Annotated in this window: 13 protein-coding genes; 5 read left to right on the top strand and 8 right to left on the bottom strand. The window is 68.5% G+C overall.

Annotated features, from left to right (window positions below):
* Nucleotides 1–84: 84 nt before the first annotated feature.
* From hisG to metH, 4 genes are read right to left on the bottom strand one after another with little or no spacing between them, the layout of a single operon-like run.
* The gene (gene hisG / locus EV193_RS07675) at nucleotides 85–930 is read right to left on the bottom strand and encodes an ATP phosphoribosyltransferase (RefSeq protein WP_130343293.1); all 846 of its coding nucleotides are present in this window, start codon (nucleotides 928–930) and stop codon (nucleotides 85–87) included.
* Between the two features lie 9 nt (nucleotides 931–939).
* Nucleotides 940–1,203: a phosphoribosyl-ATP diphosphatase gene (locus tag EV193_RS07670; RefSeq protein ID WP_130343292.1), complete on the bottom strand. Its 264-nt coding sequence runs from the start codon at nucleotides 1,201–1,203 to the stop codon at nucleotides 940–942.
* A 13-nt stretch (nucleotides 1,204–1,216) separates the two neighbouring features.
* A complete protein-coding gene (locus EV193_RS07665; protein ID WP_130343658.1) occupies nucleotides 1,217–1,888 on the bottom strand; it encodes an HAD family hydrolase in 672 nt (223 codons plus the stop codon).
* A gap of 29 nt (nucleotides 1,889–1,917) precedes the next feature.
* Nucleotides 1,918–5,493 (bottom strand): methionine synthase, encoded by a 3,576-nt coding sequence (gene metH / locus EV193_RS07660; RefSeq protein ID WP_130343291.1) that lies wholly within the window; start codon nucleotides 5,491–5,493, stop codon nucleotides 1,918–1,920.
* 115 nt (nucleotides 5,494–5,608) lie between these two features.
* On the opposite strand from metH, the gene EV193_RS07655 reads away from it, so the two are divergent.
* From EV193_RS07655 to EV193_RS07645, 3 genes are all read left to right on the top strand, one after another.
* Entirely contained in the window at nucleotides 5,609–6,430 is an 822-nt protein-coding gene (locus EV193_RS07655) for a PAC2 family protein (protein WP_207222571.1), read from the top strand.
* 234 nt (nucleotides 6,431–6,664) lie between these two features.
* The gene (locus EV193_RS07650; RefSeq protein WP_130343289.1) at nucleotides 6,665–7,381 is read left to right on the top strand and encodes a phytanoyl-CoA dioxygenase family protein; all 717 of its coding nucleotides are present in this window, start codon (nucleotides 6,665–6,667) and stop codon (nucleotides 7,379–7,381) included.
* Between the two features lie 188 nt (nucleotides 7,382–7,569).
* Nucleotides 7,570–8,238 (top strand): hypothetical protein, encoded by a 669-nt coding sequence (locus EV193_RS07645; RefSeq protein WP_130343288.1) that lies wholly within the window; start codon nucleotides 7,570–7,572, stop codon nucleotides 8,236–8,238.
* Between the two features lie 148 nt (nucleotides 8,239–8,386).
* Here EV193_RS07645 and EV193_RS07640 read toward each other — a convergent pair whose 3' ends face one another.
* Nucleotides 8,387–9,382: an ArsR/SmtB family transcription factor gene (locus EV193_RS07640; protein ID WP_130343287.1), complete on the bottom strand. Its 996-nt coding sequence runs from the start codon at nucleotides 9,380–9,382 to the stop codon at nucleotides 8,387–8,389.
* A 173-nt stretch (nucleotides 9,383–9,555) separates the two neighbouring features.
* Nucleotides 9,556–10,797: a cysteine--1-D-myo-inosityl 2-amino-2-deoxy-alpha-D-glucopyranoside ligase gene (mshC, locus tag EV193_RS07635; protein ID WP_130343286.1), complete on the bottom strand. Its 1,242-nt coding sequence runs from the start codon at nucleotides 10,795–10,797 to the stop codon at nucleotides 9,556–9,558.
* Between the two features lie 111 nt (nucleotides 10,798–10,908).
* Here mshC and EV193_RS07630 point away from each other — a divergent pair, with 111 nt between their 5' ends.
* Together EV193_RS07630 and EV193_RS07625 are read left to right on the top strand one after the other, a co-directional pair.
* Complete coding sequence (locus tag EV193_RS07630) at nucleotides 10,909–12,093, top strand: S8 family serine peptidase (RefSeq protein WP_130343285.1); 1,185 nt, start codon at nucleotides 10,909–10,911, stop codon at nucleotides 12,091–12,093.
* Between the two features lie 12 nt (nucleotides 12,094–12,105).
* Entirely contained in the window at nucleotides 12,106–12,342 is a 237-nt protein-coding gene (locus EV193_RS07625; RefSeq protein WP_130343284.1) for a hypothetical protein, read from the top strand.
* 10 nt (nucleotides 12,343–12,352) lie between these two features.
* On the opposite strand, the gene EV193_RS07620 is transcribed toward EV193_RS07625, so the two are convergent.
* Nucleotides 12,353–13,159, bottom strand: a complete 807-nt coding sequence (locus EV193_RS07620; protein ID WP_130343283.1) for a class I SAM-dependent methyltransferase — start codon at nucleotides 13,157–13,159, stop codon at nucleotides 12,353–12,355.
* A complete protein-coding gene (locus EV193_RS07615) occupies nucleotides 13,156–13,860 on the bottom strand; it encodes a YwaF family protein (protein WP_130343282.1) in 705 nt (234 codons plus the stop codon). Before EV193_RS07615 ends, EV193_RS07620 begins: the two co-directional genes overlap by 4 nt.
* Nucleotide 13,861 lies beyond the last annotated feature (1 nt).

The raw sequence follows: 13,861 nt of genomic DNA, 5'->3' as shown, positions 1-13,861 counted from the left end.
TAGCCCGCTCAATTCCGCCTTACCAAGCGGGATTTAGCCCGCTCAATTCCGGCCTTACGGCCGGACGGGTGAACTTTGTCCCGGTTAGAGGCGGCAGGAGCGGATGTCGGAGGCGAGGACTGCCTTCGCGCCGAGTGCGGCGAGGCGGTCCATGATCAGGTTCACCTCGCCGCGCGGCACCATGGCCCGCACGGCTGCCCAGGTCGGCTCGGCGAGCGGCGCGACGGTGGGCGACTCGAGGCCCGGCGTGATCGCCATCGCGTCGTCGAGGATGCTCTTCGGGCAGTCGTAGTCCAGCATCATGTACTGCTGCGCGAACACCACACCGCGCAGCCGCGCTGTCATCTGGTCCTTGGCCGCCAGATCGTCGGATCCCTTGCGGTGCAACAGAACCGCCTCCGACTCGCAGATCGCGTCGCCGAACGCAACCAGGTTGTGCTGGCGCAGTGTGCGCCCGGAGCCCACGACGTCGGCGATCGCGTCGGCCACGCCGAGCTGTACCGAGATCTCCACCGCACCGTCCAGCCGGATCACCTCGGCCGACACGCCGTGCCGCGCCAGGTCGTCGGCCACGAGCCGTGGGTAGGACGTGGCGAGCCGCTTGCCGTCCAGCTCGGCCACCGTCCACTCGCGACCGGCCGGCGCGGCGTACCGGAACGTCGAGCCGCCGAACCCGAGCGCGAGCCGCTCCTCCACCGGCGCGCCGGAGTCCTGCGCGAGGTCCCGCCCGGAGATGCCGAGGTCCACGTCACCCGAGCCCACGTAGATCGGGATGTCCTTGGGGCGCAGGAAGAAGAACTCGACGTCGTTGGCCGGGTCGAGCACCGTGAGGTCCCGCTGCTCGTGCCGCTGCCGGTAGCCCGCCTCGGTCAGCATCTCCGAGGCCGGTCCGGCCAGCGCTCCCTTGTTGGGCACGGCGACCCGCAGCATGGTGCTCTCCTAGAGGTATTTGTAGACGTCGTCGAGGGTGATATCGCGGCCCAACATCAGGACCTGGACGCGGTAGAGAAGCTGGGAGATCTCCTCCGCCAGATGCTCGTCGGACTCGTGCTCGGCGGCGATCCACACCTCGCCGGCTTCTTCGAGCACCTTCTTGCCCTGCGCGTGCACACCGGCGTCGAGTGCGGCGACCGTGCCGGAACCTTCCGGCCTGCTTCGCGCGCGCTCGGTGAGCTCGGCGAACAGCTCGTCGAACGTCTTCACGGCGTCGATCCTGTCATCCCTGGTCGGCGACCAGCGCGGCGAGGTCGGCGAGGTCCAGCCCGACGAGTGACTCACGGAACACTCGCCGCTCCCCCGGCTCGACCGGCGCGTCGCAGGGCACCACGAGAACCGTGCACCCGGCGGCCACCGCGGACGCCGTCCCGGTCGGCGAGTCCTCGACGGCCACCGCACGCGTCGGGTCCACCCCGAGCAGCCGCGCGGCCCGCAGATACGGCTCCGGGTGCGGCTTGTAGTTGCCGTCCACGTCGTCGCCGGTGATCGTCACGTCGAAGTGCTCGCGGCCGATGGTGTTCAGCGCGAACTCGGCCAGCTCCCGCTCGGTACTGGTGACCAGCGCGGTGGGCAGGCCGGACTCGCGCACCATGCGCAGCGCCTTCTCCGCGCCGGGCCGCCACTCGTGCTCGCCGGCGAAGATCTCCTTGATGCGACGGTAGATGAACGCCTTCGCCTCGGCCTCGCGCTCGGCGGTCCACTCCAGGCCGATGTCTTCGAAGATCATCCGCACGGTGGTGGTCGTCGTGGTCCCCACGGTGAGCGCGCGCCCCTCCGGGGTGAGCGTGCCGCCGAAGTGCTCGGCGACCTCGTAGAGCGGGATGTCCCAGAGCTTCTCCGAGTCGATCAGCGTACCGTCCATGTCCCACAGCACGGCGGCCAGTCCGTCCATAGTGGACGGTTCCATATGAGATCTCCCCGCTATGTGTTGAAGTACTTGGCTTCTGGGTGATGGATCACGATCGCGTCAGTCGATTGTTCGGGATGCAGTTGGAATTCCTCGGAGAGTTTGACGCCGATGCGTTCGGGCTCAAGCAGGTCGACGATCTTGGCGCGGTCTTCGAGGTTGGGGCAGGCGCCGTAGCCGAGGGAGAATCGTGCGCCTCGGTAGCCGAGTTTGAAGAAGGCCTCGATGTCCTCGGGGTCCTCGTCGGCGACGGCGGCACCGCTGGCGAAGTGCAGTTCGGTGCGGATGCGGCGGTGCCAGTATTCGGCCAGCGCCTCGGCGAGCTGCACGCCGAGCCCGTGCACCTCGAGGTAGTCGCGGTAGTTGTCGCCGGCGAACAGGTCGTTTGCGTAGTCGGCGATCGGTTGGCCCATGGTGACCAGGTTGAACGCGACCACGTCCACCTCACCGGCTTCGATCGCCTGCTCGCGCGGGCGGAAGAAGTCGGCCAGGCACAGCCGGCGGTCCTTGCGCTGACGGGGGAAGGTGAACCGGGTGCGCTCGAGTGCGTCCGGCCGCGGCTCGGTGAGCACAATCAGGTCGTTGTCCGTTGCCACGCAAGGGAAGTAGCCGTACACGACGGCCGCGTGCTGCAGGATGCCGTCGGTGGTGAGCCGGTCCATCCAGTACCGCAGCCTCGGCCGGCCCTCGGTCTCGACCAGCTCCTCGTAGGACGGGCCGGACCCGCCCTTGGAGCCACGCAAGCCCCACTGGCCGAGGAACGTGGCGCGCTCGTCCAGCATCGACGCGTAGTCGGCGATCGGCACGCCCTTGGCCACCTGGCTGCCCCAGAACGGCGGCGCGGGCAGCGGCACGTCGGTGGCCACGTTCGACCGCGCCGGCGCGTCTTCCTCGGTGACCTCTTCCTTGGCGCGCCGCGCCTCGGCGATCCGCAGCGACCGCTCGCGGCGTGCCTTGCGCTCGGCCGCCTTCGCCTCGTCCTCGGGCGACACCAACGGCGACTCACCGCGCTTCGCGGCCATGATCGCGTCCATCAGGCGCAGGCCCTCGAACGCGTCGCGGGCGTAGCGCACCTGCCCCAGGTAGGTCTCGGTGAGATCGTTCTCCACATAGGCGCGGGTCAGCGCCGCGCCGCCCAACAGGATCGGCCACCGCGCGGCCATCCCCCGGGAGTTCAACTCCTCCAGGTTCTCCTTCATGATCACGGTCGACTTCACCAGCAGCCCGGACATGCCGATCACGTCGGCGCGATGCTCGTCGGCGGCGTCCACGATCGCCGTGATCGGCTGCTTGATACCGAGGTTCACCACGTCGTAGCCGTTGTTGGACAGGATGATGTCCACCAGGTTCTTGCCGATGTCGTGCACATCGCCCTTGACCGTGGCCAGCACGATCCGGCCCTTGCCCGCGTCGTCGGCCTTGTCCATGTGCGGCTCCAGATAGGCCACCGCGGCTTTCATGACTTCCGCGCTCTGCAAGACGAAGGGCAACTGCATCTGCCCCGAGCCGAACAACTCGCCCACGGTCTTCATACCGGACAGCAGCGTGTCGTTGATGATCTCCAACGCCGGACGCTGCTCCAGCGCACTGTCCAAATCCGCTTCCAGCCCGCTGCGTTCCCCGTCCACGATCCGCCGCTGCAACCGCTCGAACAACGGCAACGCCGCCAACTCCTCCGCACGGGAGGCCTTGGTGCCCTTCACGGTGGCGCCCTCGAACAGCTCCATCAGCCTCTGCAGCGGGTCATAGGCTTCGCTGTCCTCGGTCGCCGGCCTGCGCCTGTCGTAGACCAGGTCCAGCGCCACCGCACGCGGCTCGTCCTCGATCCGCGCCATCGGCAGGATCTTCGACGCGTGCACGATCGCGGTGTCCAACCCGGCCTGCGTCGCCTCGTGCAGGAACACCGAGTTCAACACCTGCCGCGCCGCCGCGTTCAGTCCGAACGAGACATTCGAAACCCCAAGCGTGGTACGCACTTCCGGGTACCTGCGCTTCAACTCGCGGATCGCCTCGATCGTCTCGATCGCGTCACGCCGGGTCTCCTCCTGACCGGTGGAGACCGGGAACGTCAGACAGTCCACGATGATGTCGGCGACCCGCATCCCCCAGTCGCGCACCAGATCGTCGACGATCCGGGACGCGATCGCCACCTTCGTCTCCGCGGTACGCGCCTGCCCCTCCTCGTCGATGCACATCACCACGACCGACGCGCCGTGCTCACGCACCAACGCCATGGTGCGCTGGAACCGCGACCCCGGCCCGTCACCGTCCTCGTAGTTCACCGAGTTGACCGCGCACCGCCCGCCGAGCCGCTCCAAACCGGCCTGGATCACCTCCGGCTCGGTCGAGTCCAGCATGATCGGCAACGTCGACGCGGTCGCCAGCCGGCCGGCCAACTCGGCCATGTCGACCGCCCCGTCCCGGCCCACGTAATCCACGCACAGGTCCAGCAGGTGCGCGCCGTCCCGAGTCTGCGCCCGGGCGATCTCCACGCAGTCCTCGTACCGGCCCTCCAGCATCGCCTCCCGGAAAGCCTTGCTGCCGTTGGCATTCGTGCGCTCACCGATCACCAGCACCGACGCGTCCTGCTGGAACGGCACCGACTGGTAGAGCGAGGACACACCCGGCTCCGGCCTGGGCCGCCGCTGCCGCGCCTCCAACTCCCGCGCCGCCACGGCCAACTGCCGAATGTGCTCGTTGGTCGTGCCGCAACAGCCGCCGATCAACCGCGTGCCGAACTCCGTCACGAACGTCGACAGCGCCTCGGTCAACTCCTCCGGCGACAGCGGATACACCGCGCCGTCCGAGGTCAAAATCGGCAAACCCGCGTTCGGCATCACCGACAACGGGATCCGCGAATGCTTCGACAGCGTCCGCAAATGCTCCGACATCTCCGCCGGACCGGTCGAGCAGTTCAACCCGATCAGGTCGATCCCCAACGACTCCAACGCGGTCAGCGCCGCACCGATCTCCGAACCCAACAGCATCGTGCCGGTCGTCTCCACCGCCACCTGCGCGATGATCGGCACCGTCCGCCCCTCGGCGGCCATCGCCCGGTGCGCACCGGTGATCGCCGCCTTCATCTGCAGCAGATCCTGCGAGGTCTCCACGATCACCGCGTCGATCCCGCCGGCCAGCATCCCGCGCACCTGATCCCGGTACGCCTCGCGCAACGCCTCGAACCCGATGTGCCCCAACGTCGGCAACTTCGTGCCCGGCCCGACCGAGCCCAGCACGAACCGCCCCTCGAACTCGTCGGCCACCTCACGCGCCAGCCGCGCCGCCACCTCGGACAACTCCACAATCCGGTCCGCGATGTCGTACTCGGCCAGCGCGCTCAGGTTCGTGCCGAACGTGTTCGTCTCCACCGCGTCCGCACCCGCCTCGAAGTACTCGCGGTGGATCGAGCGCACCACATCCGGGCGCGTCACGTTCAGGATCTCGTTGCACCCCTCCAGGCCAGCGAAATCGTCGAGCGACAGGTCACGCGCCTGCAACGCCGTACCCATCGCGCCGTCAGCCACGACGACACGGTCGGACAGGGCGGCCAGCAGCGGCGCAGTAGCGTCGCCGGGGGGGAGGTCAGACATGCCATACAGCCTACGATCTCCGCGTGTTGGCCTCGGGTCGTAGGCTTGCCGAGTGACCGACCACGACCAGCGCCAGCCAGCCGCCGACGAGCAGGAGCGGCTCGACGACCCGATCATGGTCATCGCCTTCGAGGGCTGGAACGACGCAGGTGACGCGGCTACCACGGCCGTGGAGCACCTGCAGCTCACTTGGGACGCGAAACCGCTGGTCGACCTCGATCCGGACGATTACTACGACTTTCAGGTGACCAGGCCCACTGTCCGCATGGTGGACGGGGTGACCCGGCGCGTCGAATGGCCGACCACCAGGCTGTCCCTGTGCAAGCCGGAGGGCTCGTCCCGCCACGTGGTACTCGTCCACGGCATCGAGCCGAACATGCGGTGGCGCGGCTTCTGCGCGGAACTGCTCCAGCAGATCGAGCAACTCGGGGTGACCACGGTGATCACCCTCGGTGCCCTGCTCGCCGACACGCCGCACACCCGACCGGTTCCGGTGACCGGCACGGCCTACGACGCGAAGTCGGCGGCCAAGTTCGGGCTGGAGCGCTCCCGCTACGAGGGCCCGACCGGCATCGTGGGCGTGCTCCAGGACACCTGCGTGCGCGCCGGCGTCCCGGCGATCTCGATCTGGGCCGCGGTGCCGCACTACGTGTCCCAGCCGCCGTCGCCGAAGGCCACCCTCGCGCTGCTGCACCGGATCGAGGAGGTGCTCGACGTGGAGGTGCCGCTCGGTGGGCTCCCGGAGCAGGCCGAGGACTGGCAGCGGCAGGTCAGCGAGATGGCCGACGAGGACGAGGACGTGAGCAACTACGTCCGGGCGCTGGAGCAGCGCGGCGACGAGATCACGCTCAGCGAGACCAGCGGGGACGCGATCGCCGCCGAGTTCGAGCGGTACCTGCGTCGCAGGCGCCGCCCGCCGGGTCAGAGCCGCAGCTAAGAGGTTGCGCGGATTGGGGCTGCCGTCGCGAGCGGGAGTCAGTCTCGCGGGGGTCATGCTCGGAGCAAGGAGGAGGCCATTCCTCGTACCGGGCAGTTGTACTTGGCATGGCCGACGACGCTGACAAAGATCAGTAGATCGCCGCTGCTTGCCCCGCGCAGCAGGCATTCGCCCAATTCGCGTGACCTCTAAATCCGTTGGCCCGTCGGGGCACGCCGGCCCTAACCTGCCGGCGTGCTCGACAGTGATCAGATACGTGAGTTCGCCGAACGCGGGTACGTCGTCGTGCCGGGCGCGATCGCCGAGGACTTGGTCGCCGCCGCGACCCGGGTGATCGACGAGCTGGTCGACGACGCTCCGCCCGACCCGACCACCCAGGGGCCGCACTTCTACTTCCCGGACTCGGCCGACGTGCCGGCGCTGCTCGGCCTGCTCACCGAGAGCACGGCGTGGGCCGGCGTCGAGTCGCTGATCGGCGCCGGCAAGGTCGACGTCCCGCCGCAAGTGCAGGTGGCGCTGAACATCCCGCCGTTCTCGCACCGCCCTGGCATGCACCACATCGACGGCTACCCGCCGGACGCCGACGGCCGGCCGCACACGTTCACGCTGCTCGCCGGTGTGCTCATGTCCGACCAGCTCACCGAGGACGGCGGCAATCTGTGGGTCTGGCCGGGGACGCACCGCACCCATGCCGAGTACTTCACCGAGCACGGGCCGGACGCGTTCTTCTCCGCCGCCGGCTACCCGCCGATCGAGCTGCCCGAGCCGGAGCAGATCACCGGCCGCGCGGGCGATCTGCTGCTCGCGCACTACCTGCTCGGCCACAACATCGGCGGCAACGTGTCCGACCACACGCGGCGCGCGGTGTACTTCCGGGTCAAGCGGACCGGGCACGGCCCGCAGTGGCGCGAGTTCCTCACCGATCCGTGGCTGGACTACGAGCTGCCCTAGTTCCGCCGCTGAAGCCCGAAGTGCGGAGACCTACGTCGGCGCGACAGAGTGACCAACGATCGAGCGACCAACGATCGAGTGAATGCATTCGGCAACACTAGAAGCGATAATACACGCGACCATATGCTCACTTCGCAGTGTCGATTTCTGATATTACGTTGACCGACATCCGCAGAAGGAGCGGAACAATGTCTGAACGTCACCAGAAACTTCGACGAGCAGGTTGCGTCCTCGCGACTACTGCCGTTGTTCTCGGCGTCAGCTTCGCTAATTCGACCGCATCGGCGTCCGCGTCGGGCAATTTGCCATCCGACGGTCGGTACTATGTCATGAAGAACCATAACGACAAAGCGTGCATTATGAACAGTGAAGTCGGCGCTCGGCGCATCCTGGCGCGGGACTGCACCGACGGCTACTTCGGTGAACCAATGCAATGGCGATTTCCTGGCGACGGCACGATTCACGCGAGGTACTACGGTGGCTGCCTCACCTATTTCATGCGGCATGCCGCCCACCAATCCCATGGTCTGGTCGGCCACGTCGCTCACACGGCCGGCCACGCGGTCCATGCGGTGGGCGGACTTCTCGGGAGTGGCGGCCGTTCACAGAAACTCGCAGCCGACCCGAACGCGATCGGCCTCGCCATAGCCGTCCGCGACTGTAATGGCGGAGCCGATCAGAAATGGGCCTACAGTCCCGACACCGGCTACCTCTACCCGGCCGGTGCGACGACTCTCCGCGCGCTGTGGTGGAGCTACGATTGCTGTTCTGGTACTCGGCCAGTCTGGAAGCCGTGGATGGACGATCCAAATACGCATCCGGTTGGCTCCTACACGAAGTTCGTTCCCGTAAAGTAGCGAAAGGTTCTTCACGGGTCGACACGAGTCGCCGGGTTTGCTCGGCTTCATTCCCGAGCCGGCTGACTTGACCAATCCGGACCCCGCGCTCACCCACGTCGGGTCGGCGCGGGGCCTCGGCGTTCTTCCGGCACGCCGTACGTGGTGACTAGCCGCCGACCAGGTCGTTGCCCAGCGGTGTGAGCGTGTGCACGACCGTGTTCGCCTGCCGGGTGGTGTCGATCAGGCCGGACTCGCGCAGCACGGTGGTGTGGTGGCTGATCGTCGCGGCCGACACCTTCACGTCGGCGGCGAGCTGGCTGGTGGTACGCCCTTCGTTGACGCCGAGCAGCACGGCCGCGCGGGTGGCGCCGAGCAGGTTCCCCAGGGCCTCCTCGGTGCACTTCGGCCGCCTCGCGCCGCCGACCGCGGATGCCGTGATCGCCTCGTGCCGCACCGGGTACACTAGCACCGGCCGCAATGACTCGTCGGCCAGCGCGACCGGCATGCGCCAGCAGAAGAACGACGGAACCAGCAGCATGCCGCGCCCGTCCAGGTACACGTCCCGGTCGACTGGGTAGGCCACCTCGAGCACCGGCGCCTCCCAGCGCATCAGCGGCCGCATGCCGCCGAGCATCTGCTCGATGCCGCCGCCGACCATCGCGCGCACCCGGTTCTGCCGGTCGGCCTCGAGGCACGCGTCGATCGCCGCCTGGTGCGGCGCCAGTGCCACGTCGTAGTACGCGCGCAGCGCCTGTCCGAGCTGCTGACGCGCCTCCCGGTCGCCCTGGGCCAGCAGCTGCACCCAGCTCGTCGTGGAGGTGGTGGTGCCGAGCATGGCCAACTCGTCGCGGACCCGGCGATCCGATGTGGCGATGATCGCCTCGATGCCGGCGTCCAGTCCTTCGACCGACTCGGCGGGGGTAAGGAAGTCGGGAAAGTAGCTCGCCGGCGGCGTGATCGGGATCAGCGTGTGGTTGATCTGCTTGGCCAGCCCCTGCCGCACCAGCGCGCGGCGCGCGTGATCACGCCAGCGGCCGAACACCACCGGCGGCCGCGGCGTCTGCACCATGTGCAGGCTGAGCACGGTTTCCCACAGCGGGTCGACCGTTGTGGCGATCGTGGTGCGCGCCATGTCCTGCGCGCCGAAATGGATTCGAAGCATGCTGTTCTCCCCGCCCGTCTCCCCGGCTACCTATTTGGACGGCGTAACCGCCCCCACGGTTCACTCGAGATCCGGTAAACCCCCTGTGGACCCCGAGTGACAAGGAGGATGGCGCATCGGGGTGCTTCTTGTCACGCAAGGACCCCGATTGGTTCACCACTGACGGCGACGGGTCAACGAGTGGTGACTCCGAGTAGGGCGTCCACGGCGTCCCGCACCGCGCCGGGCGCGCCCTGGTCGGGCCCACCGTGCCGGCGTGCCTCTGCTACCCAGGCGTCCACCGCGGCGAGTGCACGCTGTGTGTCCAGGTCATCGCCGAGGTGATCGCGAAGGCGGGCAATGGTCGCCTCCGCCGACGGGCCGCCGTCCAGGGCGAACGCCTCGCGCCAGCGGCCCAGCCGCGCCTCCGCGGTGGCGAGCAGCTCACCGGTCCAGGACCGGTCGGCGCGGTAGTGCCCGTCCAGCAGGGCCAGCCGCACGGCCATCGGATCGACCTTGTCGGCGCGCAGCCGGGACACGAACACCAGGTTGCCTCGCGACTTGGACATCTTCTCGCCATCCAGCGCGATCATGCCGGCATGCGTGTAGTGCCGCGCGAACGGGTGCTCGCCGGTGAGCGCCTCCGCGTGCGCGGCGCTGTACTCGTGGTGCGGGAAGATCAGGTCCGACCCGCCGCCCTGCACGTCGAAACCGGTGCCCAGCCGGTTCAGGGCGATCACGCTGCACTCGACGTGCCAGCCGGGACGGCCGGCGCCCAGCTCGGTGTCCCAGGACGGCTCGCCGTCGCGGGCCATCCGCCACAGCAGCGCGTCCAGCGGGTGGCGCTTGCCGGGGCGGTCCGGGTCTCCCCCGCGCTCGGCGAAGAACTTCGCCATCGTGTCGGCGTCGTAGTTCGACTCGTAGCCGAACCGGCCGGTCGCGGTGTGATCGAAGTAGATGTCCGGGTACTCGGCGTCCTCGGCCCGGTAGGCGGCGCCGTCGGCGATGAGCTTCGCCACCGCGTCGGCGATCTCCGGGATCGACTCGACCGCGCCGACGAAGTCGCGCGGCGGGACCACCCGCAGCGACTCCATGTCCTCGCGGAACAACGCCGTCTCCCGCATGCCGAGGACCACCCAGTCGTCCTGGTCGCGCTCGGCCCGCTCCAGCAGCGGGTCGTCCACGTCGGTGACGTTCTGCACGTAGTTGACCGTGTGGCCGGCGTCCAGCCAGAGCCGGTGCACCAGATCGAAGGCCAGATAGGTCGCCGCGTGGCCGAGGTGCGTCGCGTCGTACGGGGTGATCCCGCAGACGTACATCGTGGCCTCGCGCCCGGGCGCGGTGGGTCGCACCTGACCGGTCGCGGTGTCGAACAGCCGTAGCGGACGGGGTTGTCCGCCGACGCGGGGGACGTGCACGCCTTGCCATGTCTGCATGGGCTCGACACTAACCGCGTCCATTGGTGTGACGGCCGTTACGCGCGCGATGAGGTCTCCGATCCTGATTAGTGAGACCGCCAGGCGGTGAAAGCAAGAGAGGTGGGGACGATGGCCACATCGGACGGCACAACGGGGCGTTACCTGGTGCTGTACGAGGAGAGCGCGACGGCGGCGGCCGGCGTGCAGGAGATCAACGACGTGACTGGCATCCAGACGGTCAGTCTCGATCCGAGCGACGAGTCCTCGGTCGTCGCCGAGAGGCTCAGCCAGGCTGACGGGATCAGCTTCGACAAGCTGCGGGTCGCGTGTGTGGACGCGGACAGCGCCCAGTTGTCGCGGCTGCGGGACGCGGCCGCGGGGCCGGGCCCGATCGCCATGGTGGAGCCGGAGCGGATCGTGCACGCGATTCCGGCCGCACCGGCGACCGAGGCGTCGACGCTGGACGAGTCGGTCTACACCTGGGGCCTGCAGGCGATCGGCGCGCCGGGCAGCGACGCGACCGGCAAGGGAATCCGGGTCGCGGTGCTGGACACCGGCTTCGACGTGAAGCACCCGGACTTCGCCGGGCGCACGGTCACCACGGCGTCGTTCGTCAAGGACGAGGACGTGCAGGACGGACACGGACACGGCACGCACTGCATCGGCACCTCGTGCGGGCCCCGCAAGGTGGACGGCGGTCCCGGCTACGGGGTGGCCTACGAGGCGGAGATCTTCGCCGGAAAGGTGTTGTCCAACAAGGGAAGCGGCACCGACCGCGGCATCCTGGCCGGCATCGAGTGGGCGATCAACAACGACTGCGCCGTGATCTCCATGTCGCTGGGCGCGGCCACCGCGCCGGACACTCCGTTCTCGCCGCTGTTCGAGGAGGTGGCGGTGCGCGCGATGGCGGCGGGCACGTTGATCATCGCCGCAGCGGGCAACGAGAGCGACCGGCGCGTCGGCCGGATCAACCCGGTCGGTCACCCGGCCAACTGCCCGTCGATCATGGCGGTGGGCGCGACCGACCCGAAGACGGAGATCGCGTACTTCTCCTGCGGCACGGTCGGCGATATCGGCGCGGTGGACATCGTGGCCCCCGGGTGGGACGTGCACTCCAGCGTCCCGATGCCCAAGCGCTACGCCAAGATGAAGGGCACCAGCATGGCGACGCCGCACGTCGCGGGCGTGGCCGCGCAGATCGCCCAGAAGTACGGCTCGCGCGCCTGGGAGCTCTGGGCTCGCCTGGCGCAGGGCTCTCGTCGGCTACCGTTGCCGTCGACGGACGTCGGGAGCGGGCTGGTGCAGGCTCCCTGAGGGAGGCGCACCATGCCGCGTGTGGTGATCTCGCTGGACGAGACGGCACTGCAGGACATCGACGAGACGGTGGCCGCGCTGCGCCGCGCCGGACTGAGCGTGGACGACGTGCTGCGCACGACCGGCGTGGTCACCGGCTCGATCGACGGCACCCGGGTGCTGGCCGACCTGAGGTCGGTGTCCGGTGTGCGCGACGTCGAGCAGGAGCGCGGCTACGACGTCGGCCCACCGGACTCCGAAGTGCAGTAACGCCAACGAGTTAGCCCCGGTGGCCGACCACCGTGTACAGCAGGATGCGCTGCTCGCCCGCGGTCGCGTAGTGGTAGCTGACCTCGGTCTCGGTGAACCCGAGTACGCCGAGGAACCGCCGCACGATCGCGGGCGTCATGTGCCACCAGGTGTCGGCGTACCCGCGGTCCCAGTGCTGCGGCATGAACGACATCTTCGGCTCGCCGAGCACGTCCAGCGGGCGGATCTCGCCGCCCGACGTGGTGTCCTCCAGGTGCTGGACGAGGTGCAGGTCGGTCGCCGGCCACGCGTCGGTGACCACCACGGTGTCCTTCGCCAACGCCGTTCCGCTGCGCAGTGCGAGAAAGGGATCGCGCACGTGCAGCAGAATGCTGGCGAATGTGACGATATCGACCGGCCCGATTTCCTCGGGCACGGTGTAAATGGTTCCGTAGGCCACTGTGGAACGTGACTCGTTCGCCGCGTGGTTGAGCCAGAACCCGTTGTTCAGCTTGCGCAGATGTTGGCGGCGCTGGTCGTCCAGGACGGCGAAGTCGGTGCCGTCGAAGGGAACCACGTCCCACGAGTAGTCCTCGGACAGGTCGTAGGCGACCACGTCGGCGCCTTGCCGTTCCATGTGAACCGTCAGGAAACCGCTCGCCGGCCCCAATTCCAGCACCCTTTTCCCGGCGAGTTCGACGCCGCCGAGGTATTCGTGCTCACCACCGCGAAGGTCCCATTCCCCGTGCACCGTTCCGTGCCCGGGGATGTCCATCGTGTGGTAGAAGTAGCAGTCCTCGACATTCGTGACCGCTCTCGGCGTCGTGTAGATGCTCACGGGCGCAATGATGCCCGGTCCTTCGAGCGGGTCCACGGCCAGGTCATCAACGCCCACACGCCGAGGATGAGGGCGAACTCCGGCACCAGGTACCACGGCCACGGGCCGAACAGGTCCAGCACCGAGCCGGCCGGCTTGGCGTTGAGGAACCCGTAGTTGGTGTCCGCGATCGCGTTGAACACCAGCATGGTGGCCGCCCAGACCGCGGTGACCGCGACGGTGAGCCGGTACCCGCGCCAGGTCGGCCGCATCCGCATGCCCCAGGTCAGGTAGATCGCCGCCCAGATCACCAGCAGGTGGATCGTCCAGAACGCGATGAACCCGATGTCCGGGAAGTCGTCGCCGCGCAGGGCCGGCGAGACGAGCGCCTGCGTGGACAGCGTGAGGCCCCAGTAGTACATCGGCCAGTACGCCCATTCGCGCAGCGTCCACAGCGCCAGCGCGCAGGTGTACGCGGCGAGGTCGGACAGCTGGAACGGCAGCGAGTGGTAGATGCTCCAGTTCTCCGGCAGTGCCGAGTACACCTGGATGGTCAGCTGCACCGCCAGGACCACGACGGCGAGGACGCGAGCGAACCGGCGCTGTCCCGGCTCGGTCAGCCGGGCACCGAGCACCAGCACGGCCACCGTGCCGGCCACGAACACACCGAGCACGATCAGGTGCGAGGTCCCGTAGACCACGAACTCCCGCTCAGCGTTCACA

Source organism: Herbihabitans rhizosphaerae (genome assembly GCF_004216555.1).
Classification (GTDB): Bacteria; Actinomycetota; Actinomycetes; order Mycobacteriales; family Pseudonocardiaceae; genus Herbihabitans; species Herbihabitans rhizosphaerae.
Note: the sequence above shows the minus strand (reverse complement) of the source record. Positions and strands in the feature narration are given on the sequence as shown.